This window comes from Streptomyces sp. NPDC006140, assembly GCF_040628815.1.
GTDB lineage: Bacteria > Actinomycetota > Actinomycetes > Streptomycetales > Streptomycetaceae > Streptomyces.
In genome coordinates, this window is record NZ_JBEXTS010000009.1 from 337753 (window position 1) to 361610 (window position 23858).

20 protein-coding genes and 1 pseudogene are annotated in these 23858 nt (G+C 69.6%); 8 read left to right on the forward strand and 13 right to left on the reverse strand.

Annotated elements, in window-relative coordinates:
- Nucleotides 1–71: 71 nt before the first annotated feature.
- Genes ABZ386_RS24435 through ABZ386_RS24445 form a run of 3 tightly spaced genes read right to left on the reverse strand, consistent with a single transcriptional unit; the run spans nt 72 to nt 1562 of the window.
- On the reverse strand, nt 72–482 hold the full coding sequence (locus tag ABZ386_RS24435; protein WP_351348278.1) for a DUF6113 family protein: 411 nt from the start codon (nt 480–482) through the stop codon (nt 72–74).
- The gene (gene mshB / locus ABZ386_RS24440) at nt 479–1339 is read right to left on the reverse strand and encodes an N-acetyl-1-D-myo-inositol-2-amino-2-deoxy-alpha-D-glucopyranoside deacetylase (RefSeq protein WP_358965818.1); all 861 of its coding nucleotides are present in this window, start codon (nt 1337–1339) and stop codon (nt 479–481) included. The genes ABZ386_RS24435 and mshB overlap by 4 nt, the downstream gene beginning before the upstream one ends.
- 28 nt (nt 1340–1367) lie before the next feature.
- Nucleotides 1368–1562: a hypothetical protein gene (locus ABZ386_RS24445; protein ID WP_030842840.1), complete on the reverse strand. Its 195-nt coding sequence runs from the start codon at nt 1560–1562 to the stop codon at nt 1368–1370.
- A 177-nt stretch (nt 1563–1739) separates the two neighbouring features.
- Here ABZ386_RS24445 and ABZ386_RS24450 point away from each other — a divergent pair, with 177 nt between their 5' ends.
- A complete protein-coding gene (locus ABZ386_RS24450) occupies nt 1740–3863 on the forward strand; it encodes a prolyl oligopeptidase family serine peptidase (protein WP_356615183.1) in 2124 nt (707 codons plus the stop codon).
- 240 nt (nt 3864–4103) lie between these two features.
- Here the strand turns inward: ABZ386_RS24450 and ABZ386_RS24455 are convergent, their stop codons facing one another.
- From ABZ386_RS24455 to ABZ386_RS24490, 8 genes are all read right to left on the reverse strand, one after another.
- Complete coding sequence (locus ABZ386_RS24455) at nt 4104–5252, reverse strand: dipeptide ABC transporter ATP-binding protein (protein ID WP_351348272.1); 1149 nt, start codon at nt 5250–5252, stop codon at nt 4104–4106.
- A complete protein-coding gene (locus tag ABZ386_RS24460) occupies nt 5245–6297 on the reverse strand; it encodes an ABC transporter ATP-binding protein (protein WP_351348344.1) in 1053 nt (350 codons plus the stop codon). The genes ABZ386_RS24455 and ABZ386_RS24460 overlap by 8 nt, the downstream gene beginning before the upstream one ends.
- Before the next feature lie 17 nt (nt 6298–6314).
- Complete coding sequence (locus ABZ386_RS24465; protein ID WP_356524100.1) at nt 6315–7277, reverse strand: ABC transporter permease; 963 nt, start codon at nt 7275–7277, stop codon at nt 6315–6317.
- Nucleotides 7270–8199, reverse strand: a complete 930-nt coding sequence (locus ABZ386_RS24470; protein ID WP_114255133.1) for an ABC transporter permease — start codon at nt 8197–8199, stop codon at nt 7270–7272. Before ABZ386_RS24470 ends, ABZ386_RS24465 begins: the two co-directional genes overlap by 8 nt.
- Before the next feature lie 133 nt (nt 8200–8332).
- Nucleotides 8333–9946 (reverse strand): ABC transporter substrate-binding protein, encoded by a 1614-nt coding sequence (locus ABZ386_RS24475; RefSeq protein WP_351348268.1) that lies wholly within the window; start codon nt 9944–9946, stop codon nt 8333–8335.
- Between the two features lie 633 nt (nt 9947–10579).
- Complete coding sequence (gene typA / locus ABZ386_RS24480; RefSeq protein ID WP_114255131.1) at nt 10580–12487, reverse strand: translational GTPase TypA; 1908 nt, start codon at nt 12485–12487, stop codon at nt 10580–10582.
- Nucleotides 12488–12723: 236 nt separating this feature from the next.
- Nucleotides 12724–13461, reverse strand: coding sequence for a hypothetical protein (locus ABZ386_RS24485; protein WP_358965820.1), 738 nt, complete (start codon nt 13459–13461; stop codon nt 12724–12726).
- Nucleotides 13462–13501: 40 nt separating this feature from the next.
- Nucleotides 13502–15682, reverse strand: coding sequence for an ABC transporter family substrate-binding protein (locus ABZ386_RS24490; RefSeq protein ID WP_358965822.1), 2181 nt, complete (start codon nt 15680–15682; stop codon nt 13502–13504).
- 288 nt (nt 15683–15970) lie between these two features.
- On the opposite strand from ABZ386_RS24490, the gene ABZ386_RS24495 reads away from it, so the two are divergent.
- The 4 genes from ABZ386_RS24495 to ABZ386_RS24510 are packed head-to-tail and all read left to right on the forward strand — an operon-like array spanning nt 15971 to nt 19883.
- Nucleotides 15971–16261: a hypothetical protein gene (locus ABZ386_RS24495; protein ID WP_355716958.1), complete on the forward strand. Its 291-nt coding sequence runs from the start codon at nt 15971–15973 to the stop codon at nt 16259–16261.
- A 55-nt stretch (nt 16262–16316) separates the two neighbouring features.
- Nucleotides 16317–17153, forward strand: coding sequence for a hypothetical protein (locus ABZ386_RS24500; RefSeq protein WP_351348259.1), 837 nt, complete (start codon nt 16317–16319; stop codon nt 17151–17153).
- 16 nt (nt 17154–17169) lie between these two features.
- Nucleotides 17170–19110, forward strand: a complete 1941-nt coding sequence (locus ABZ386_RS24505; protein WP_356501976.1) for a fumarate reductase/succinate dehydrogenase flavoprotein subunit — start codon at nt 17170–17172, stop codon at nt 19108–19110.
- The gene (locus tag ABZ386_RS24510) at nt 19107–19883 is read left to right on the forward strand and encodes a succinate dehydrogenase/fumarate reductase iron-sulfur subunit (protein ID WP_351348255.1); all 777 of its coding nucleotides are present in this window, start codon (nt 19107–19109) and stop codon (nt 19881–19883) included. The genes ABZ386_RS24505 and ABZ386_RS24510 overlap by 4 nt, the downstream gene beginning before the upstream one ends.
- Here the strand turns inward: ABZ386_RS24510 and ABZ386_RS24515 are convergent.
- Both ABZ386_RS24515 and ABZ386_RS24520 read right to left on the reverse strand, forming a co-directional pair.
- Nucleotides 19858–20883, reverse strand: coding sequence for a phosphotransferase (locus tag ABZ386_RS24515; RefSeq protein WP_358965825.1), 1026 nt, complete (start codon nt 20881–20883; stop codon nt 19858–19860). The two genes, ABZ386_RS24510 and ABZ386_RS24515, sit on opposite strands and share 26 nt — an antisense overlap.
- Entirely contained in the window at nt 20880–21989 is a 1110-nt protein-coding gene (locus tag ABZ386_RS24520) for a hypothetical protein (RefSeq protein ID WP_356673115.1), read from the reverse strand. Before ABZ386_RS24520 ends, ABZ386_RS24515 begins: the two co-directional genes overlap by 4 nt.
- Before the next feature lie 146 nt (nt 21990–22135).
- On the opposite strand from ABZ386_RS24520, the gene ABZ386_RS24525 reads away from it, so the two are divergent.
- From ABZ386_RS24525 to ABZ386_RS24535, 3 genes and pseudogenes are all read left to right on the forward strand, one after another.
- On the forward strand, nt 22136–22372 hold the full coding sequence (locus ABZ386_RS24525) for a hypothetical protein (RefSeq protein ID WP_355716945.1): 237 nt from the start codon (nt 22136–22138) through the stop codon (nt 22370–22372).
- A gap of 69 nt (nt 22373–22441) precedes the next feature.
- The gene (locus ABZ386_RS24530; protein WP_358965827.1) at nt 22442–23308 is read left to right on the forward strand and encodes an immunity 49 family protein; all 867 of its coding nucleotides are present in this window, start codon (nt 22442–22444) and stop codon (nt 23306–23308) included.
- Nucleotides 23309–23463: 155 nt separating this feature from the next.
- Nucleotides 23464–23858, forward strand: a pseudogene (locus tag ABZ386_RS24535) (hypothetical protein); the annotation flags it as partial.

Here is a 23858-nt window from a genome sequence, read left to right on the forward strand (position 1 = left end):
CACCCGTATCCCAGGACCGCCATGGAAACCCACACCGGACCCCCACGCGCAGGTCCTGGCGAAGCGGTACGTCACTTGCCAAGTCGGACGGGACCGCCGTCGGGTTGCCGCCCCGGGGCGAAGGTGGCACACATCACAGCCACGGCGATGCCGCCGAGCAGGAAGAGATAGGAGCCGCTCCCCGCGGCGAAGAGGAAGTCGCCCTCCGGGCGGCTGGCGGTGAGCAGGACGACGGCGAGCATCCAGCCGGCGGCGGCCGCGACGCCCCCGGCCCGGCCACGGAGGACCCGGGCGGCACCGAGGACGAGCCCGGCCTCCCCGGCCAGGGCGAGGATCAGCCCGCCCGGGAACCACCCCGGCTGCACGAGCGCCCCGGCCGCCCCCACGACGGCCCCGAGCAGGAAGAACCCCAGGCAGGCGGCGGCCCGTCCGGCGGAGGGCGGCCGCATCGGCTGGGCGAGCATCGGCGTCCGGTCGCTCATGAGGCCTCCTCTACACCGGCGAACAGGTCCGTCTCCCGCTCGCCGGAGCCCCGCTCGCCCCGCACCAGCTCGTAGTACTCGGTGGTGAGGATCGGCTGGGCGAGTTCGTTGGACAGCACGAAGTACGGCTCGGCCACGGTGACCTGGGTGGCGTGGGCGCGCATCGCGGCGGCCTTGGCGGCGGCGTGGGCGGTGCCGTCGATCACGGCGGTGATCCGCTCCTCGGCCACGACCCCGGGTACATCGTCGACCTCGGCCGTCTTGGTGAAGGGGGTGCCGGGCAGGTCCTCCCGGAGCCGGGCGAAGGACTGCTCCACAACAGGCCGGGGGACCCGGTTCCAGTAGATCTTGGAGATCGTCCAGCCGGTCTCGGCGGACAGCTCTGCGGCGCGCATGGCGACGCGGTGGGCCTGGATGTGGTCGGGGTGGCCGTAGCCGCCGTTGTCGTCGTAGGTCACGAGGACCTGGGGGCGTACCTCGTGGATCACCTCGACGAGGTGGGCTGCGGCCGTGTCGACGTCGGCCTGCCAGAAGCAGGCGGGGTCGTCGTTGTCGGGCAGGCCCATCATCCCGGAGTCGCTGTAGCGGCCGGCGCCGCCGAGCAGGCGGACGTCCCGGACGCCGAGCTCGGCCATGGCGGCGGTGAGCTCACGGCGGCGGTGCTGCCCCAGGGCGGCGCCGGTCAGGTGCGCGAGCTCCGGCGGGATGACCTCGCCGCGCTCGCCGAGGGTGCAGGTGACGAGCGTGACGTGGGCACCCTCGGCCGCGTACCTGGCCATGGTCGCGCCGTTGTTGATCGACTCGTCGTCCGGGTGCGCGTGCACCAGCAGCAGACGCCGGGAGGGCAGTTCCGTCATGGGACCACCCTACGAGGTCCCATGACGGTCAGAACTTGATGCTGCCGATCATGCCCGCGATGTTGGTCGTCAGCTCGTTGATCGTGGGAGCGACGGTCGAGGAGGCGAGGTAGAAGCCGAGCAGCATGCACACGATGGCGTGCCCCGCCTTCAGCCCTGACTTCTTGATGAGCAGGAAGACGATGATCGCCAGCAGCACCACCGCCGAAATCGAGAGTGCCACGGCGGCTCACCTCCAAAGATCCACAGGGGCGCGGGGGGTCGGACTATGGGGGCATTAAATCCGTACAGCAGCCAGCAGGTTCATACCCACTATGCGACATTGATCATAACTATCCGTCCGTGCGCATCGATCGGCGCACGGCCGCACAAGGGGGCGCATGGCCAATATGGTCAGGGCATGACGACCGAGCCTGACTCCTTCCCCCGACGGCACGCCCGTACCCAGCGCTTCACGCTCGGCGCGCCGCGTTCGTTCACCGTGGCGCCCGACGGTTCGCGTGTCGTGTTCCTGCGCTCCGGTTCCGGCACGGACCGGGCGAGTTCGTTGTGGGTCCTCGACACGGAGGAGGGCGGGGAGCGCGTGGCGGCCGACCCGCGCGCCCTGCTGGGTGGTGCCTCGGAGGACCTCTCGCCGGAGGAGCGGGCCCGGCGCGAACGCAGCCGCGAGGGCGGTGCCGGCATCGTCGGGTACGCCACCGACTCGGCCGTCGAGTTGGCCTCTTTCGCCTTGTCAGGGCGGCTTTTCGCGGCCGAGCTGCGGGCCGGGACGGCGCGTGAACTGCCCGCTCCGGGGCCGGTGATCGACCCGCGTCCGTCGCCCGACGGGCGGCATGTCGCCTATGTGGCCCGGGGCGCGCTGCGGGTGGTGGGCGCCGAGGGAGAGGGCGACCGGGCGCTCGCCGAGCCGGAGTCGGAAAATGTCTCGTTCGGGCTGGCGGAGTTCATCGCGGCCGAGGAGATGGGGCGGGCGCGCGGTTTCTGGTGGGCGCCGGAGTCGGACCGGCTGCTCGTGGCGCGCGTGGACGACACGCCGGTGGAGCGGTGGTGGATCGCCGACCCGGCGCATCCGGAGCGGGAGCCGCAGCGGGTGGCGTATCCGGCGGCGGGCACCGGCAACGCGGAGGTGCGGCTGTTCGTCGTCGACCTGGACGGGGCGCGCACGGAGGTGGTCTGGGACCGGGCCCGGTACCCGTATCTGGCGCGTGTGCACTGGTCAGGGGCGGGTGCGCCGCTGCTGCTCGTGCAGTCGCGTGACCAGCGCGGCCAGCTGATCCTGGCCGTGGATCCGGACTCGGGCGCGACGCGGATGGTGCACGCCGACGAAGATCGAACATGGCTGGAACTTTTCGCCGGGGTGCCGTGCTGGAGCCCCTCCGGGCAGCTGGTCCGGATCGCGGACGAGGGCGGCGCGCGGGTCCTGGCGGTCGGGGAACGGCCGCTCACGGGAGCGCAGTTGCACGTCAGGGCCGTGCTGGACGTCTCCGGCGACGACGTGCTGGTCTCGGCCTCGGCGGGCGAGGAGGCGGCCGAGGCGGAGACGGGCCAGGTGCATGTGTACCGGGTCAACGAGCTGGGCGTGGAGCGGGTCTCGCAGGAGCCGGGCGTGCACGCGGCGGTGCGGGCCGGGGGTGTGACGGTCCTGGTCTCGGCGACGCTCGACCGGCCGGGTTCGCGGGTGCAGGTCCTGCGCGACGGAAAACCGACCGCGACTGTCCGCTCGTACGCCGAAGATCCTGGTATGTCCCCCCGCGTGACGCTCACCGAGGGGGGCGCACGCCGCATCCCGTGCGCCGTGCTTATGCCTCGGGACTACGCCGGTGACACCCCCCTGCCGGTGCTGATGGACCCCTATGGGGGTCCGCACGGCCAGCGGGTGGCGGCGGCCCACAACGCGCACCTCACCTCGCAGTGGTTCGCGGACCAGGGCTTCGCGGTGGTCGTCGCGGACGGCCGCGGCACCCCGCACCGCTCCCCCGCGTGGGAGAAGGCGGTCCACCACGACTTCACGGTGTCGCTGGACGACCAGGTGGAGGCGCTGCGGGACCTCGCGCGGCGGTACCCCCTGGACCTGTCCCGGGTGGCGATCCGCGGCTGGTCCTTCGGCGGCTGGCTGGCGGGCCTGGCGGTGCTGCGCCGCCCCGACGTCTTCCACGCGGGGATCGCGGGCGCGCCGGTGACGGACTGGCGGCTGTACGACACGCACTACACGGAGCGCTACCTGGGCGTCCCCGCGGAGCACCCGGAGCCGTACGCGAAGAGTTCCCTGGTCACGGCGGACGGCCTGTCCTCCCCCGCCGAGCCGCACCGCCCGCTGATGATCGTGCACGGCCTCGCCGACGACAACGTCGTGGTCGCCCACGCCCTGCGCCTGTCCTCGGCCCTGCTGGCCGCCGGCCGCCCGCACGAGGTGCTGCCACTGTCCGGGGTCACGCACATCACCCCCCAGGAACAGGTCGCCGAGAACCTGCTCCTCCTCCAGGTGGACTTCCTGAAGCGCTCCCTGGGCCTCACGGGCACCTGAGCCCTGAGCACGGCAACGGGCCGGGGCGACATGGCGCGCCCCGGCCCGTTTACGGCACCCGCACGGCCGTACGCTGACCAGCCTGACGCGTCCGTATATCGGGACCGGGTCGGCCAAGTTGCCTGCGTGTTAACGCGATTGCTCCGCATCTGTGTGCTTATGTCACGCATGCCGCGGGCATGCCGAAAGGGCCGGCCCCCCGCGCCGAAGCGCCTGGGAGACCAGCCCTGCGGCAGGGGATCAGGCCGCGTGGACCACGTCCTTCTCCTCGGCGAAGTGGCAGGCCGACTCGTGGGCCGCCGGGGAGTCCGAGCCCTGGAAGCGCTCCGGGACGGCCAGGAGGGGCACCTCCTGGGCGCACTTGTCCTGGGCCTTCCAGCAGCGGGTGCGGAAGCGGCAGCCCGAGGGCGGGTTGGCCGGGGACGGGACGTCGCCGGTGAGGATGATCCGCTCGCGCCCCTCGCGGGACTCCGGGTCGGGGACCGGGACGGCCGACAGCAGCGCCTGGGTGTAGGGGTGCGTCGGGTGGTCGTAGATCTCCGTGTCCGTGCCGATCTCAGCCATCTTGCCGAGGTACATCACGCCCACCCGGTCCGAGATGTGCCGGACGATCGACAGGTCGTGGGCGATGAAGAGGTAGGAGAGGTTGAACTCGTCCTGCAGCTTCTCCATCAGGTTGATGACCTGCGCCTGGACGGACACGTCCAGCGCGGAGACCGGCTCGTCGCAGATGATGATCTCGGGGTTGAGCGCGAGGCCCCGGGCGATGCCGATGCGCTGGCGCTGACCACCCGAGAACTGGTGCGGGTAGCGGTTGATGTACTCGGGGTTGAGGCCGACGACGTCCAGGAGCTCCTGGACCTTGCGGCGGCGGTCTCCCTTCGGCGCCACCTCGGGGTGGATCTCGAAGGTCTCCCCGATGATGTCGCCCACCGTCATACGGGGGTTGAGCGAGGTGTACGGGTCCTGGAACACCATCTGGATGTTCCGGCGGACGGCCTTCAGCGCACGCCCGGACAGCTTGGTGATGTCCTGGCCCTTGTAGAAGATCTCGCCCGCGGTCGCCGTCTCCAGCATCATCAGCAGCTTGGCGACGGTGGACTTGCCACAGCCGGACTCGCCCACGATGCCGAGCGTCTCGCCCTGGTAGAGGTCGAAGGAGATCCCGTCCACGGCCTTGACCGCGCCGACCTGACGCTTGAACAGGATGCCCTGGGTCAGCGGGAAGTGCTTGACCAGGTTGCGCACCTGAAGGATCGGCTCACCGCGCTCGACCGGCGCCTCGATGGCGGCCACGGCCTCCTCGTCGGTGGCGGCGTCGACCGTCTCCACGTCGGTGACGTTGGGGGTGGCGTCCATGGGCTCGTCCGTCTTCTCCAGCTCAGCCATGGATCGTCTCCTTCCAGAAGTGGCACGCGCTGCCGCGGCCGGCCAGCTCGCCGCCGTCCCGCTCGGTGACCGGCAGCAGCGGCGGGACGTCCGTACGGCAGATGTCCTGTGCCTGGGGGCACCGCGGGTTGAAGGCGCAACCGGACGGGATCCGCGTCAGGTTGGGCGGCAGGCCCTTGATCGCGTACAGCTCCTGGCCCTTCTGGTCCAGGCGCGGGATCGAGTCCAGCAGACCCTTGGTGTAGGGGTGCGCGGGCCGCTTGTACAGCTCGTGCACCGGGGCGGTCTCCACGATCCGGCCCGCGTACATCACCGCGATCTTGTCCGCGACGTCGGCGACCACGCCGAGGTCGTGGGTGATCAGGATCAGGCCCATGTGGTACTCGCGCTGCAACTCCGCGAGCAGGTCCATGACCTGTGCCTGGACCGTCACGTCGAGAGCCGTGGTGGGCTCGTCGGCGATGATCAGGTCCGGCTCCAGGGCGAGCGCCATCGCGATCATGATGCGCTGGCGCATACCGCCGGAGAACTGGTGCGGGTAGTCGCCGACGCGCTCCTTCGCGGCCGGGATCTTCACGCGGTCCATCAGCTCGATCGCCTTGGCCTTGGCGTCCTTCTTGGACATGCCCTGGTGGACGCGGAACATCTCGCCGAGCTGGTAGCCGACGGTCAGGACCGGGTTCAGCGACGACAGCGCGTCCTGGAAGATCATGGCGATGTGCCGGCCGCGGATCTTGCGGCGCTCCTCGGCGGACATCTTCAGCATGTCCTGACCGCGGAAGAGGATCTCCCCCTTGGGGATGCTCCCGGGCGGCATGTCGAGGATGCCCATGATGGCCTGGGCGGTGACGGACTTGCCGGAGCCGGACTCGCCGAGCACGGCGAGCGTCTCGCCCGCGGAGACGGAGTAGTTGACGCCGTTGACGGCCTTGGCGACCCCGTCGCGCGTGCGGAACTCCACGTGCAGGTCGCGGACTTCCAGCAGCGGGCGGTCCGAGCCCCCCGAGCCGTCGGGGGCGGGACTCTCGGCCACTTCATCGATGATGGTCACGTACGCCTCCCTCAGCGCAGCTTGGGGTCGAGGGCGTTGCGTACCGCATCGCCGAACATCAGGAACGACAGCACCGTGATCGAGACCATCACCGACGGGATGATCAGCGTGTGGGGCGCGATACGGAGCTGCTCACGTCCTCGCGCGACGTCGCCGCCCCAGGATACCGCCGAGTCACCGAGACCCACGCCCAGGAAGGACAGGGTGGCCTCGGCCGCGATGTAGCCGCCGAGCGCGATGGTCGCCACGACGATGATGGGCGCGAGGGCGTTGGGCAGGATGTGCCGGAACAGGATCCGGGACGTCGAGGCACCGAGCGCCTTGGCGGCCACCACGTAGTCCGACTGCTTGATGGTGATGACGGCACCGCGGGCGACCCGGGCGATCTGGGTCCAGCCCAGGAAGGCGAGGGCCATGATGACGACCCAGACGGTGCGGTCGTCGAAGGAGTTGAGCACGACCAGGGCGCCGAGCAGGAACGGGATGCCGAGGAAGATGTCGGTCACCCGCGACAGCAGGGTGTCGGTCCAGCCGCCGAAGTAGCCGGCGATCATGCCGATGAACGTGCCGATGATGGTGACGGCGACGGTGACGCCCACACCGACGGTGATCGAGGCGCGGGCACCGTAGACGACGCGCGCGTAGATCGAGCGGCCCTGGACGTCGTAGCCGAACCAGTCGGGAGCGAAGAAGTGCCCCCAGTTCGGCTTCCCCAGGTAGTGCTTGGCCAGATCAGCGTCGCGCGGCGAGGCGTTGGTGAACAGCCCCGGCCAGAGCGACATCACCAGCAGGAACACGATCAGCGCGGCCGAGACCAGGAACAGCGGGTTGCGGCGCAGGTCGTGCCAGGCGTCGGACCAGAGGCTGCGCGCCTTGTCGGGAGCCGGGCCGGAGTCGGCCACGACCACGCCCGCGGTGCTCACGGTGTCACCGGGGAGGGCGTCGACCTTCTTCTCGACGGTTTTGTCAGGCATACCGGATCCTCGGGTCCAGGACCGCGTAGAGCAGGTCGACGATCAGGCTGGCGGCGAGGTAGATGAGCACCATCAGCGAGGCGATTCCCACGACCGTGGCGCCCTCACGCCGGCTGAGCGCGTCGTAGATCTCGATGCCGATACCCCGCACGTTGAAGATGCCCTCGGTCACGATGGCGCCCGTCATCAGGTTGCCGAGCTCGATACCGAGGAAGGTGACCACGGGGATCAGCGAGTTGCGCATCAGGTGGACACCGATGACACGGCGGCGGGGCAGCCCCTTGGCCACGGCGGTGCGCATGTAGTCGGACCGCAGGTTCTCCGCGATCGACGTCCGGGTGAGCCGGGCGACGTAGGCGAGGGAGAGGGACGCCAGCACGATGGCGGGGAGCATGAGCTGGGAGAAGTCCGTCGAGTCCGTCACCGTGGGCGTGGTGACCGACCACTGGAAGGCGAACAGGTACTGCAGCAGGAAGCCCAGCACGAAGGACGGCATGGAGACGAGGACCAGCGTCAGCGTCAGCAGCCCGCGGTCCCGCAGCGTGTCGGGGCGCAGACCGGCGACCACACCGAGGCCGATGCCCACGAGCGTGACGAAGGTGAAGGCGAAGAGCGTCAGCCTGATCGTCACCGGGAAGGCGTCAGCGATGATGTCCGCGATGGGCCGCTGACTGGCGATCTGGGTACCGAAGTCGCCCTGGAACAGCCCGGTCATGTAGTTCACGTACTGCTGAAGGAGCGGCTGGTCGAGACCGAGCTCCTTCTTGATGCCCGCGACCACTGTCGGGTCGTACGCCTGATCTCCCATCATCGCCCGGACGGGATCGCCGGGCAGGGCGTACATCATGCAAAAGATGATCAAGGTTGACCCGATGAACACCGGGATCATCTGGAGCAGTCGTCGTGCGACATAGCGCCCCATAGGTGCCTCCGTGAGGGGTTAACGCAGGTGCGGGGGCCGTCTCCTGGCGACGAGACGGCCCCCCGAACCTCCCGCCGCCACCTGGGCGGCGGCGGGCTTACGGCCGAGTGGGAAGAGCCCGGAAAGGCTCCTCTTACTTGGTGGTGACGCCCCAGACCTCGAGGTCACCGTGGAAGTCGACGTTGACGTTGTCGACGTTCTTACCGTGGCCGCCGTTGATGCGGTAGTACCAGAGCGGGATGGCCGGCATGTGCTCGACCAGCTTCTTCTCGACCTCCTGGAAGGCCTTCACCGACGCGTCGAGGGACTTGGCGCTGTCCGCCTTGTTCATCAGCCCGTCGATCTCCTTGTTGGAGAAGTGACCGTTGTTGGCCTCGGCGGTGGAGTGGTACAGCTCCTTCATGAAGTTGGCGTTGACCGGGTAGTCGGCGACCCAGCCACCGCGGTACATGCCCTTCACCTGGTCGTTGTCACGGGCCTCGAGGTCCGTGGCGAAGTCCGGCTTCGGGTCGCCGACGCAGTCGACGCCGGTGGCCTTGCGGATGGACTCGCAGACCGCGGTCACCCACTCCTTGTGTCCACCGTCGGTGTTGTACTGGATGGTGAACTTGTTGCCCGGAACGCCGCCACCCTCCTGGATGAGCTGCTTGGCCTTCGCCGGGTTGTACGTGAACACGTCCGTGTCCAGGTTCTGGTAGCCCTTGACGCCGGGCGGCGTGAAGCCCTGGGCCGGCGTGCGGGTCTTGTTCAGAACCGTGTCGGTGATCGTCTTGCGGTCGATCGCCATCGACAGGCCCTGCAGGACCTTCGGGTCGATGTCCTTGAAGGTCTTCGAGTAGAACGCCGGGGTCAGCGTCTGGATGGCCGCGTACGGCTGGTCGATGGCGCCGTCGCCCAGGTCCTGCTTGTACTTCGGCAGGTCCGTCGGGCCGACCTGGCGGATCATGTCCAGGTTGCCGGAGACGACGTCCTTGTAGGCGGCTTCGACCGTCGTGTAGTTCTTGAACTGGACGCCCTTGTTCTTCGCCTTGTTCGGGCCCAGGTAGTCGTCCCAGGCCTTGACCTGGATCAGCTTCTTGTGGTCCCACTTCTCGAAGGTGTAGGGACCGTTGCCGACCGGCTTCTGGCCGAAGGCCTTCGGGTCGTCGTAGAAGACCTTGGGCAGCGGGGCCCACGTGGTGTAGCCGAGCTTGTAGATGAAGTACGGCATCGTGTACTTCAGCTCGATGGTGAAGGTGTGGTCGTCCACGGCCTTCAGGCCGGACATGGCCTTGGCCTTCGGCTCGCCCTTCTCCGGGTGGACATCGTCGTAGCCCTTGATGTCCTGGAACCAGAAGGAGTTCTGCTGGTTGTTCTTGATGTTGGCGTACCAGTTCCAAGCATCGATGTACGACTTGGAGGTGACTTCTTCGCCGTTGTGGAACTTCCAGCCCTTCTTGAGCTTGACCGTCCACGTCTTCGAGTCCTTGGTCGTGACCGACTCGGCGTTCGTGTAGACGATCTCGCCCTTGGCGTCGAAGTCCAGCAGCTGCGTGAACAGGGCTTGGATGACGTACGAGCCGTTGGTCTCGTTGGTGTCAGCCGGGATCAGCGGCTTCTGCGGCTCGCCGACGTCGATCGAGACGTATCCCGCAGGCCCGGAACCCTTGTTGGTCCCCTCGTCATCACCGCTGCCGCCGCAGGCGGTGGCGGCCAGGGCGACGACTATCGCCCCCGCGACCCACTTGGCGCTCCTGGCACCGCGCATGGGTTCCTCCTATGAAGTCATTGGTTCACCGCAAAGGGAGCACAGGACAGACCACCGCCACCGCCCGTCGCCGGTGCCGGAAATCGTCAGGTGCCCCCGCGCTCGTGAGTCGCGCCGCTGCCGGCGAGTGACTCTTCATCCGAGCTCTACGCGCCTAACTATCTGCCAAACGCCAGGACCGAACCACACTCTCGAGGTCTCGGTTCGATCACAGCTCACGTATACATCTTCCAAAATCCGGACAAAGGGTTTGGTGAAAGATCCCTGCGAAACGGACTTGTTACACATCTATCGGTAGCGACTGTCCGCATTCCGGACGCGAGAGTGAGATAAACCGCTTGCGACTACCGTGGCTCCCGTGCAAGGTGCCACCGGCGGCTGTCGCGCGCTCAAGAAGGCTGTGCGGCAAGGCCGTTGCGCGCTCCCCGGACCGGGCAGGCTCGGCACTTCCGCAGCAGGGTAGTGGGCGCGGGCCGCTCAGCACGGCCGTCACCGGCAAATCGAGGGTTTTCCCTCACCCTTTCCTTCGCGTTCCCCGCCCTTTACCAGCGCTGTGACGGCAGCACCGTGACGAACAGCACCGGGCACCCCGCCCTCGCGGGGTGCCCGGTGCTGTCGTGGGACCGCCTGGCGTCAGCCGTGCTTGGCGCGGCTCGCGGCGCGGGCGCGCTCGCGGGCGTCCAGGTTCACCTTGCGGATGCGCACGGCCTCCGGGGTGACCTCGACGCACTCGTCGTCGCGGCAGAACTCCAGGGACTGCTCCAGCGACAGCTTGCGCGGCGGGACGATGGACTCCGTCACATCGGCCGTCGACGACCGCATGTTGGTGAGCTTCTTCTCCTTGGTGATGTTGACGTCCATGTCGTCGGAGCGGGAGTTCTCACCGACGATCATGCCCTCGTACACCTCGGTGCCCGGCTCCACGAAGAGCACGCCGCGCTCCTGGAGGTTGGTCATCGCGAAGGCGGTGACCGCGCCGGAGCGGTCGGCGACCAGGGAGCCGTTGTTGCGGGTCTGGAGCGTGCCGAACCAGGGCTCGAAGCCCTCGTGGATGGAGTGGGCGATGCCGGTGCCGCGGGTCTGCGTCAGGAACTCCGTACGGAAGCCGATGAGGCCCCGGGAGGGCACGACGAACTCCATGCGGACCCAGCCGGAGCCGTGGTTCGACATGTTGTCCATGCGGCCCTTGCGGACGCCCATGAGCTGCGTGACGGCGCCCATGTGCTCCTCGGGCACGTCGATCGTCATACGCTCGACCGGCTCGTAGACCTTGCCGTCGACGTCCTTGGTGACCACCTGCGGCTTGCCCACGGTCAGCTCGTAGCCCTCGCGGCGCATGGTCTCGACGAGGATGGCCAGCGCCAGCTCGCCGCGGCCCTGCACCTCCCAGGCGTCCGGCCGCTCGGTGTCGAGCACGCGGAGGCTGACGTTACCGATCAGCTCGCGGTCCAGGCGGTCCTTGACCTGGCGGGCGGTGACCTTGCGGTCCTTGACGGCCGCCTTGTTGTCGGCGCCCTTGCCGGTGGCGCCGCGGCCGACCAGCGGGGAGGTGTTGGTGCCGATGACCATGGAGATCGCCGGCTCGTCGACAGTGATCAGCGGCAGCGCGACCGGGTTCTCCGGGTCGGCCAGGGTCTCGCCGATCATGATGTCCGGGATACCGGCGACGGCGCAGATGTCACCGGGGCCGGCCTTCTCGGCGGGCTTGCGGGTCAGCGCCTCGGTCATCATCAGCTCGCTGATGCGGACGTTGGTGACGGACCCGTCGCGCTTCATCCACGCGACCGTCTGGCCCTTCTTCAGCTCGCCCTGCTGGACGCGCAGCAGCGCGATACGGCCGAGGAAGTTGTCGGCGTCCAGGTTCGTGACGTGCGCCTGGAGCGGGGCCGACTCGTCGTAGGTCGGGGCCGGGATGTGCTCCAGGATCGTGGAGAAGAACGGCTCCAGGCTGGTGGAGTCGGACGGGACCGTGCCGTCCTCGGGCTTGGTGAGGGACGCGATGCCGTCACGGCCGCAGGCGTAGACGATCGGGAACTCGATCTGGTCCTCGTCGGCGTCCAGGTCGAGGAAGAGGTCGTACGTCTCGTTGACGACCTCGTCGATCCGGGAGTCGGGGCGGTCCGTCTTGTTGATGCAGAGGATGACGGGCAGCCGCTGCTGGAGCGCCTTGCGCAGCACGAAGCGGGTCTGCGGGAGCGGGCCCTCGGAGGCGTCCACGAGCAGGACGACGCCGTCGACCATCGACAGACCGCGCTCGACCTCGCCGCCGAAGTCGGCGTGGCCGGGGGTGTCGATGATGTTGATGGTGATCGGGTCCCCGCCGTCCTTGGGGTGGTACTTCACCGCCGTGTTCTTGGCGAGGATCGTGATGCCCTTCTCACGCTCCAGGTCGTTCGAGTCCATCATGCGGTCGTCGACCGAGTCGAGCTGGTGGGCGGCGAAGGCGCCGGCCTGCTTCAGCATGCCGTCGACGATGGTGGTCTTGCCGTGGTCGACGTGGGCGACGATGGCGACGTTGCGGATGTCGTGGCGCGTGGCCATAAGAAGGCGTACTCCCGGAGTGTGAGGAATGCCCTGCGCGTACGTCGGTGGTGCGCGGGCCCTGCCGGGCTCAACATGCCACGGCCTCACCCCATGGTACGGGTCCGCGCCTGTTGGGGTTAGCCGGGATACGTCGGTGCAGGTGAGGGCCGCTTTTGGGGTACTCGGCGGTCATGCCCGGGTTGCTGGGGGCTGCCGCCCCCAGGCCCCCCTTCGGCCCTGAACGGGCCTCGTCCTCAAGCGCCGGAAGGGCTGGGTGAATCTCCCCGTTCGCAGGCGTGCCGGGCGGCTTCCCGGGCCAGGGCCGAGTCCGGGCGCTCGTCGCAGTCGGCCAGGCCCGCGATGTCGACCGTCCAGGTGCGGGCGTGGCCGGAGGTGGTCCTGCCGTCCGGGCAGGTGTAGCGGAAGTCCGCCGACACCTCCCGCACGCCGGCGTACTGGTAGAACTCGCCCGCCGCGTGCGGCGTGACGCGGTCCTGGTCGAGCCTCGGGGCCGGTTGCCTGACGTCGGTGAACGCCCAGGTGTCGCCGCCGGCCTCGGACAGGGTGGGCGCGTCGGAGTCGATCTCCCCGGTCTTCTTGCCGAGGGAGAAGAGGATCTCCGCGGCGGACGGGGCCGGTCCCTCGGCGCGTACCGAGGGGGTGGGGGTGTACACCCGGCGTACCGGGTTCCGCAGGGCGCCGCCGCCCGTGCCGAGCCGCTCCGGGTCGGAGATCCCGGTCAGCCGGTCCCGCCGGCTGAGGTGGGACCAGGTGAAGGTGCCGTCCGCGCAGGCCTGTGCCGCGGCCCCGCCGGTCGCGCGGTCCGTGCCGCCGCCGTCCGTGTCCCCCGTGCACGCCGTCCGTCCCGCCACCAGTACCCCGATGACCAGACCGGCCGCGCAGGCCCGCCGTACCGTGCCGCGCATCCGCCGGCTCCCGTCCCCCGGTGTGCGGACGCCCGGCGCCCGCACCATGATCACTGCCGCGTTCATGGTGCGGGCGCCGGGCGGGAACGGCAAGTGGTCTACCGGGTCACCGCTGCTGCGCGGAGGGGCCCGACGCCGGCTTCGCGCCCTTCTTCAGGAAGCCCATGTCCTCGAAGACCGGCGTGCCGAAGCCGAAGGCCCCGGTGTTGACCAGGTTCTTGCGGGCCGCCATGAGCTGGGGGCGCTGGAAGAGGGGGATGGAGCCGGCCGCGGCCCAGATGCGGGAGTCGGCCTTGCGGATCAGGGAGCGCGACTCGCCCTCGTCGAGGGTGGCCACGGCCTGGTCGAAGAGCTGGTCGACCTGGTCGGTGCCGACGCGGGTGTAGTTCTGCTCGATGCTCAGGGAGCCGTCGGCGGCCGGGACCGGCTTGGCGTAGACGGGGCGGGCGTCGGTGGCGGGGAAGGCGGTGGCGGGCCAGGAGTACAGGGCGAGGTCGTACTGGCCGGACGCGATGTGGTCCTTGAAGTAGGACTCGTCGGCGACCTTGGAGATCTCCGTGCGGATGCCGACGCGCTCCAGCATGCGGGAGATGCGGTCGGCGATCGTGCGCAGCGTCTGGGAGCCGGGCCCGGAGGGCAGCACGAAGCGGAGGGTGAGGGCCTTGCCGTTCTTGGCGAGCGGGGCGGCCTCGCGGTTCGCCGGGGCGGCGGTGCCCTGGGGGGCGTACGCGCCGGGGGCGCCGCCCTGGTGCGGGTGCTTGTACTGCTTGCCGTCCTGGGCGAGGTGGTCGGCGGGGTCCGGACCGCGGCGGGCCTTGTCGTCCTCGCCGACGATGTACGTGCCGTCGTCGTCCGACGCGTCGCCGGAGGAGCCGGAGGCCTTCTCGCCCTCGGGGCCGGCCGCCTTCTCCTCTTTCTTCTTCTGCTCCTTGACGGGGCCGCCGCGCACCCAGCCTGCGTCGGCGAGCAGGGCCTGGGCCTCCTTGGTGTCCTGGCCGCCGAGGGCGCCGCTGTTGTCGGCGTAGTGGGCCTGGCCGGACAGGGCCAGGTGGCTGCCGACCGGGACGGCGGGCAGGCCGAGGGGCTTGAGGACGGCCTCGGCCAGTTCCCTGCGGTCCAGGGCGCGGGCGACGGCCCGGCGGACGCGCTCGTCGGCGAGGGGGCCCTCGGCGCCGTTCAGGGCGAGCTGGGTGAAGGCCGGTTCCAGGGACTTGCGGACCTCGAAGCCGCGCAGGGCCTGCTGCTGCCGGGCGTACTTGGCGGCCGCCTTGCGCAGCTTCTTGCGGGCGACGGTCTCCTCGTCGGCGGCGTCCTCGTCGGAGCCGTTGGCGACGGCCCAGGAGCGCAGGTCGTCCGCGGCGGTGCGGTCGGCGCCCGGGCCCATCAGCGGGCCGGCGGTGCTGTGCGGGCGGGCGGCGACGGTGATGCGGCGGGCCGCCGAGGGGTCGATCTCGGCCAGGTCGAGGGTGCCGGCGGCCAGCTCGGCGGGCCGCTTGTCGCGCGGGACCGTGCGCAGCACGATCTCGGAGAGCTTGGCGGGCTCGCCCCACCAGCGCGGGTTGCGGGCGAGGATGATCTCCTCGTCCTTGGTGTCGACCTCCTTCACCGTGAAGGGTCCGGCGGTGACCTTGAGCTTCTTGCGGGCCCCGTCGTTGAAGGAGTCCGGGGTGCCCATGACGTCCTTCGGGTACAGCGGGGAGAACAGCGAGCGCCAGTCGGCGTAGGGGCGGCTGAAGGTGACCCGGACCTCCAGGGCGTTGTCCCCGCGTTCGATCTTCTGGATGCGGTCGTAGCCGGCGTTGCGGGCGGTCCAGTAGGCGGTGTCCTTGCCGGACAGGGCGCGCCACTGGGCGGCGAAGTCGGCGGCGCCGATCTCCCGGCCGTCGCTCCAGACGGCCTGCTGGTTCAGCTTGTACAGGACGACCTGCTTGGGCTCGGTCTCGACGACCTTCGCGGACTCCAGGTAGGCGGGGTTGCGCTCGGGGCGGCCGGAGGCGTTCATCCGGAACATCGACGGCAGGACGGCCTGGGCGACGCGGGTGGTGGTGGCGTCGGCGTCCGACTGGAAGGTGTTCAGCGTGTCGGGCACGGAGTCGACGGCCCAGCGCAGGGTGCCGCCGTCGGCGATCCTGTCGCGGGCGGCGGGCTGGATGTCCTGCCCGGCGAGCGGCTTGCCGGCCGGGTCCTCGGAGCCGCATCCGGCGAGCGCGGGCACCGCGAGCACGCCCGCGGTGAGGAAGGCGACCGAGCGGGTGACCGCACGCGGGCCGACGCCGTGCTGGGACATCTGTGCTACCTCCGGGAAGCCGCGGGCGTTATGATCACTTTTGGCGGTATTTGGAGTTCATCTGATGTATGCGGCCACTGAAGAGGAAAGGGTTCGGCAACACAGGGCGACACGGCGGTCACGGACGGGAAGCCACCCATGCGGACCAACGCACCGCTCGGTGCACCCACACGCCTCGGCCAATCGATGCACATCCCTTCACAGCACAAGGTGTGACGCGCAACACTCGCAGGCGCATGAACGTTGCCGCCTTGGGCCGCGAAGGACCCGTGGAAGTGAGGGCAAGTCATGTCCGTTCACGACGAACTGACGTCAGTCCAGCGCAGCCTCGACGAGCTGTTCCGCTCGCTGGGACGCCTGGAGAAGCAGCTCGGCACCGGCGGCCTGGAGATGCGCCGCGTCCGCGCCGACGCCAACCACCTGCGCGAGAGCGTCGCCCTGCTCCGCGACGCGGCCGCCACGCCGTCCGCCCCCAAGCGCCCCGACCTCGTCACCATCTCGGACGCGCCGTACGACCCCTCGCTGTGGGTCGACTCGGACGACGAGGGGCTCGGCGCCCGGGACCGGCGCGCTCCCTGACCGGGAGGGCGTCGAGCGACCGGCACCTCCCCCTGAACCCGACCGGAGTCGTCACGTGGCCACTGGTACGGAACCTCCCGCCACCGAACCCCATCCGAGAAGCGGCGGCGTGCGGGCGGGTACGCGCGCCGCGATCGCCGCCCCGCACCTGCGCACCGACCGCTGGTGGCTGGCCCCGGCCGGCACGGTCGCCGGCCTGCTGGCCTTCGTCGTCTACTCGACCTGGCGGGCCTTCGCGAACGCCGACTACTACGCGGCGCCGTACGTCTCGCCCTTCTACTCCCCCTGCCTGGCGGAGAACTGCGAGCCGATGAAGGCCGGCCCGAACTGGGAGATCTTCGGCGGCTGGTGGGGGATCTCCCCCGCGATCATCATCCTGATCTTCCCACTCGGCTTCCGTCTGACCTGCTACTACTACCGCAAGGCCTACTACCGGGGCTTCTGGGCGTCCCCGCCGGCCTGCGCGGTGGCCGAGCCGCACAAGAAGTACACCGGCGAGACCCGCTTCCCGCTGATCCTGCAGAACATCCACCGGTACTTCTTCTACGCCGCGCTCCTCGTCGCCGGCATCCTCACCTACGACACCGTGCTCGCCTTCCGCGACGAGCACTACGCGTGGGGCCACATGGGTCTCGGCACGCTCGTGTTCCTGGTCAACATCGTGCTGATCTGGGCGTACACGATCTCCTGCCACTCCTGCCGGCACATCGTCGGCGGCAAGCTCAAGCACTTCTCCAGGCATCCCGTGCGCTACCGGATGTGGCAGTGGGCGGGGAAGCTCAACGCCCGGCACATGCAGCTGGCCTGGGCGTCGCTGGTGAGCGTGGCGCTCGCCGACTTCTACGTCTACCTGGTCGCGTCCGGCGCCTTCGACGATCCGCGGTTCTTCTGATGAGGGGTGCGTTCTGATGTCCGTGGTCGACCGGCAGGAATGGGACGTCGTCGTGGTGGGCGCGGGCGGTGCCGGGCTGCGCGCCGCCATCGAGGCCCGCGAGCGGGGCGCCCGTACGGCCGTGATCTGCAAGTCGCTGTTCGGCAAGGCGCACACGGTGATGGCCGAGGGCGGCATCGCCGCGGCGATGGGCAACGTCAACGCGGGTGACAACTGGCAGGTCCACTTCCGCGACACCATGCGCGGCGGCAAGTTCCTCAACCAGTGGCGGATGGCCGAGCTGCACGCCCAGGAGGCGCCGCAGCGGGTGTGGGAGCTGGAGACCTGGGGCGCGCTGTTCGACCGCACCCAGGACGGCCGGATCTCCCAGCGCAACTTCGGCGGCCACGAGTACCCGCGCCTCGCCCACGTGGGCGACCGCACGGGCCTGGAGCTGATCCGCACCCTCCAGCAGAAGATCGTCTCCCTCCAGCAGGAGGACTTCCGGGAGACCGGCGACTACGAGTCCCGGCTGAAGGTCTTCCAGGAGTGCACGGTCACCCGGGTGCTGAAAGAGTCCGGCCGCGTTTCCGGCGTCTTCGGCTACGAGCGCGAGTCGGGCCGCTTCTTCGTGCTGGAGGCACCGGCCGTGGTGATCGCGACCGGCGGCATCGGCAAGTCCTTCAAGGTGACGTCGAACTCCTGGGAGTACACGGGTGACGGCCACGCGCTGGCTCTCCTCGCGGGCGCTCCCCTGCTGAACATGGAGTTCGTGCAGTTCCACCCGACCGGCATGGTCTGGCCGCCCTCGGTCAAGGGCATCCTCGTCACCGAGTCGGTGCGCGGCGACGGCGGGGTGCTGCGCAACTCCGAGGGCAAGCGCTTCATGTTCGACTACATCCCCGACGTCTTCAAGGACAAGTACGCCGAGACGGAGGAGGAGGCCGACCGCTGGTACGACGACCCGGACCACAACCGGCGTCCCCCCGAGCTGCTCCCCCGCGACGAGGTCGCCCGGGCGATCAACGCCGAGGTGAAGGAGGGCCGCGGCTCCCCGCACGGGGGCGTGTTCCTCGACGTGTCGACGCGGATGCCCGCCGAGGTCATCAAGCGGCGGCTGCCGTCGATGTACCACCAGTTCAAGGAGCTGGCGGACGTCGACATCACGGCGGAGCCCATGGAGGTCGGGCCCACCTGCCACTACGTGATGGGCGGGGTCGCGGTCGAGTCCGAGACGGCGGCGGCGCGCGGGGTGCCCGGGCTGTACGCGGCCGGTGAGGTCGCCGGCGGTATGCACGGTTCCAACCGGCTCGGCGGCAACTCCCTGTCCGACCTGCTGGTCTTCGGCCGCCGGGCGGGCTGGCACGCCGCCGAGTACGCGGCGGAACGGTCCGGGGCGCGCCCCGCCGTGGACGACGGGCAGATCGACGCCGCCGCCGCGGAGGCGCTGCGGCCCTTCTCGGCCGAGGCGGAGATCGAGGAACCGGCCGGGGGCCCGCCGGAGAACCCGTACACCCTGCACCAGGAACTCCAGCAGACCATGAACGACCTGGTCGGCATCATCCGCCGCGAGACGGAGATGAAGCAGGCCCTGGAGAAGCTGGCCGAACTGCGGGTACGGGCGCGCCGGGCCGGGGTCGAGGGGCACCGGCAGTTCAACCCGGGCTGGCACCTCGCCCTGGACCTGCGGAACATGCTGCTGGTCAGCGAGTGCGTTGCGCGGGCCGCGCTGGAGCGCACCGAGTCGCGCGGCGGGCACACCCGGGAGGACCACCCGTCGATGGACCGCAAGTGGCGCCGGATCAACCTGCTCTGCGCGCTCACCGACCCGACGGGCGGCCTGGCTGCGACGGACCCGGTCCGCGGCCAGATCACGCTCACCCGCGAGACCACCGAACCCGTCCGTGCCGACCTGCTCGCCCTGTTCGACAAGGAGGAGCTGGTCAAGTACCTCGCCGAAGAGGAGCTGTACGAATGAGCGGCTATGCGGCCCACTTCAAGGTGTGGCGCGGGGACGTGAGCGGCGGCGGCCTGGAGGACTTCGAGGTCGAGGTCAACGAGGGCGAGGTGGTGCTCGACATCATCCACCGGCTCCAGGCCACCCAGGCGCCTGACCTCGCCGTGCGCTGGAACTGCAAGGCGGGCAAGTGCGGTTCCTGCTCGGCGGAGATCAACGGCCGGCCGCGGCTGATGTGCATGACGCGCATGTCGGTGTTCGACCGGGAGGAGACGATCACGGTGACGCCGCTGCGGGCGTTCCCGGTCGTCCGCGACCTGGTCACGGACGTCGGCTTCAACTACCAGAAGGCGAGGGAGGTTCCCGCCTTCGTACCACCCGCCGGTGTCGCTCCCGGCGAGTACCGGATGATGCAGGAGGACGTGGACCGCTCGCAGGAGTTCCGCAAGTGCATCGAGTGCTTCCTGTGCCAGGACACCTGTCATGTGGTCCGTGACCACGAGGAGAACAAGCAGGCGTTCGCGGGCCCCCGTTTCCTGATGCGGGTGGCGGAGCTGGACATGCACCCGCTGGACGCGGCGGCGGAGAGGGGCCTGGACCGCAAGACCACCGCCCAGGACGAGCACGGCCTGGGCTACTGCAACATCACCAAGTGCTGCACGGAGGTCTGCCCCGAGGGCATCAAGATCACGGACAACGCGCTGATCCCCTTGAAGGAACGGGCGATCGACCGCAAGTACGACCCCCTGGTCTGGCTGGGCTCGAAGATCAGGAGGCGCTCCTCAGCAGGCTGATCGCCTGCTGGAGGTTGTGTTCCGCGATCTCCCGCATCCGCTCCGGGTGCGGGAAGTCGCCCTCGATGAGGGTCAGCGGGCCCGAGACCAGCCCGAGGTGCATCGACAGGCGGTACAGGCGCATGCGGGCCTCGTCCAGGCCCGGCGCCCGCAGGGCGTCGTAGTGCGGGCCGAAGCGGAGCCGCAGGAAGACGTGCTCCTGCTCCACGTCGAAGTACATCAGCCCCTCGATGTCGATGAGTGCCGGCTGCCCGTCGGACGTGAGCAGGACGTGGTCCGGCCCGAGTTCGCCGTGGATGAGGGTGTGGCGGTCGCGGGGGCGGACCTCGGCGGCCAGGGCGTGGACGGTCTCCTCCAGTTCCCGGCGTACGGCGGCGGCGCGGGGCTCGCGGCGGGCCGCTTCGGCGAGGGAACGCAGGGCGCCGTCGGTGATGCGCTGTTCGCAGGAGACGCCGTGGGAGGCACCTCCCTGGTCGACGACGGCGACCTTCCCGAAGCGGGGGCCGGTGTGGGAGTGCAGGGTGGCGAGGAGTTCCGCCATCCGGTCCATGAGCCGAGGTGCCTCGCGCGGGTCCCGGGCGAGGGCGTCCTCCAGGCTGCCGCCGGTCAGGTCCTCGACGACGGCCGCGTCCGCCGGGAGGTGCGTGTGCGTGGCGTCGGCGTACAGGAGGCGCGGGGTGCGGACGCCGGCGGCGGCCAGCCGGTCGTGGGCGGCCTGGAACAGGTCCAGGCCCGTGCCGTGGGAGAAGGGGTCGCGGGGGTCGGGGTCCGGCTGGTCCCAGTAGTCCTCGTCGGCCGACCAGACGTAGGCGACGGCCGTGGAGTCGTCGTCGAGGAACAGACGGTAGACGCCCTTCTTGGTGCCGCCGCGCAGGCGCTCGACGCCGGTGAGGGTACGGCCGGGGGCCAGGGCGGCGCGGGCGGGGGGGGTGAGGTCGGTGCGGGTGAGGGGACGTCGGGCAAGAGGGCGTGGGGTGAGGGGCCTTCGGGTCTGTGTCACCGGACCCAGTCTTCCTTGTACGCGCGCCAGTCCGCCTCGGTCGCGGCGAAGTCGATGTACAGGGCGACGCCGAAGCGGGCCCGGTCGGCGTCCGTGCGGGACAGGCCCAGCCGGACGCCCCGGACGGCGGCGGGCACGGTCTCGGCGTGGCCCCAGTGGTCGAAGTTGCTCTCGTAGTAGAAGGGCAGGCCCATCAGCAGGTCGGTGGAGGGCGGGGTGACCTCCAGGGCGAGGGAGGTCTGCTGGGCGACGTAGCCGCCGTAGGTGCCCTCCAGCGGCTGCGCGGTGTCGTACGACATCACGGCGATCTGGTCGACGCGGCGGGCGACCTGGCCGAAGAACTCCTGCGACCACCACTTGGGGTGGTCGGTGAAGACGCCGTACACGGTGTGCAGGGCCGGGAGCGGGTCGATCTGGTGGGCGGCGACGGAGAGTTGGGTGTCCCGGGAGCGGGTCTCGCGGCGCAGGGAATCGAGCAGGGTGAGGTAGGCGCGGTTGCCGGACGGCATGGGCTCCAGGTCGAGGTGGATGCCCTCGTAGCCCGTGTCCAGGACCTGGCGGGCGGAACGGAGCACGGCGGCGCGGGTCTTCGGGTCCTCCACGCGCATGCCCTCGGAGCTCTCGGTCGCCAGGACGTCGCCGAGGAAGGCCTGGACGCGGACGCCGGGGAGTTTCTCGTGGACGGCGTCGATGAACCAGCGGGCTCTCGGATAGACCGACTGGGGAAGCGTGCCGTCGTGTTCGAGGGGGCCCGAGTGGACGTACAGGTCACGAATGCCGGTGTCTCGCAGGCGGCGGGCCAGGGCGGTGACGTCGGCGTCCTTCTTACGGCCGTCGACCCAGGCGTGCCCGAGCCAGAGGGCGTCGCGGTGACGGGTGCGGGTGCCCTGTGCGGGGTCGCCGGTGTAGTTGATGTAGAGGGCGGTTTCGGCGGTGAGGAGGGGGAGGAGGGCGATGAGCAGGGTTAAGACTGCGCGTCTGAGCCAGCGGCGGTGGCGGGGCGGGGGTGTGGGGGGTTGGGCTTCTGGTCCGGCTTGGGGCTCCGGCCCGGCGTGGGATTCAGCAGGGTCGTGGTCGTTCCGGGTTGTACCTTCCGTGCGGTCCATGCCGTCTCCCTCGTCGATCTCTCAGTGGTGACAGGGGTGACGAGTGGGAACGGAAGTTCGGTTGCGGTTCGAGGCGTTGTCGTAGTGGATCCGACACGCGAACCACGCACCGCCGCCCTTGCCGTCCTGCGCGCTGGGAGGCCCTGATGACAGCCGTGCAGCGCATAGACATCGACGCCCCCGAAGTCGACATGGACGACTCGGAGCGCTTGTACTGCCAAGGCCCCCCCTTCACCGGCGAGGTGACCGAACACCTCGGTGAGAGCCTCGTGAGCCTCGACAGCTACGTCGACGGATACAAGAACGGACCGTCCCGCGAGTGGTACAAGGACGGCGCCCTTCGCTCCGAGGGAACACTGCGGGCGGGGCGGCCCCGTCGGTGAGTTCAGAGAAGGGCATTCCAATGGGCCGACCGATCCGGGTCTGGCGGAAGGGCACGTGAAGGAGAGCAAGTGGTCACCCGCATCCCCCGCCATGCGTTCCGCGCGGAGAACGCGGCCGAACTCATGGCACCCATCATCAAGAGCACCAAGGACGTACTCGACCACGTCGAGACCTCGGAGGACGACCGCTACGACGCGCTGCCAGTCACGCTCGCCCTCGCGAAGTGGCGCTGTCTGACGGATCCCACAGCAGGTGAGTTCCCGGCCTGGGAGGCCTGGGTCACCGCCATGCAGGTCGGCTGCGGGCTCTTCGCCGCCGGCACGGCCACCGAAGGCCCCGTGCCGTGCCGCGTCGGCAGCAAGGGCGAGGTCAAGCACCTGCCCGCCACCGGCCCACAGGACTATCTCCACGCGGGCAACTGGCTCACCTCCTTCTACCTGGCCGTGATCTGCCGCGAGAACGACCGGGTCAACCAACTGGCTCAGGTACCCGTCTCCTTCCTGCGTGAGTCGGGCGCGGAGTTCGACGAGTACATCTACGCCTGGGTGGAGACCCTCCAGCACTTCTGGTTCGGGCGACAGGAAACCTGGGACACGCTGATCACCGCCATCGACGGCACGACCCCCGAGGCCGCCGAAATCGCCGGCCCGGAGCTCATGCTGAAGATCCTCCATCCGCCGCTCGAACTCTTCCACCGCTACCTGCGCCGGGAGACCGAGCAGTTCAACGCGGCTCTCGTCGACGCCCTCACCCGGCACAAGGAGTACTGGACCGCCAACGAAGCACGCTCCCTCAGCGGCGAGGGCCTGGTCGCCCTCGGCCCACTCGCCATCGCCTGCATGGCCCACGACGCCGACATGCCCCTCGAAGTCGAGTCCGAGTACCTCCAGCGGGCCCTCCTGCGGCGGTCCTGGGTGGGCGAGTACGACACGTGATGGGCACGTTGACGAGCCACGTGCGTTCGATTGCGTGTGCGGGTTCCGTAACGGGCCGCAGACCCCACCCGCACCCCTTCGTATGATGATCTGACTGAAGCTCAGAGGGCCTTGGTCCGGAGCAAGCGGCAACAGGCGTACGGGGGTTGGGAAACGTGATCCAGCCGGAGAAGATCCCGCAGTTCACCGGGAATCTGGAGCAGCTGGAGACGGACTACGCGGACCTGAAGAAGGACGCGGGTCATGTCCGGGAGGCGGGCGGTGACATCCACTCCCGTTTCCAGGGCTTGTCGGCGTTCTACCACGCTCCGGAAGCGGAGAAGCTGTTCGCGACGACGAAGCCGGTCAAGGAGAAGGCGGACGCCTTCGCCGACGACTTGGAGAAGGTGTCGGGCGCGCTGTCGTCGTACGCCACCGAAATCCGGCCGCTGGTGGCGAAGCTGAAGCAGCTCAAAGCGGACGCGGCCGCTTTCGTCTCGTCGGTCAAGGACGATGACGAGTGGGAGTACGACGAGGACAAGGTCGACGAGCACAACAAGCTGCGTGATGA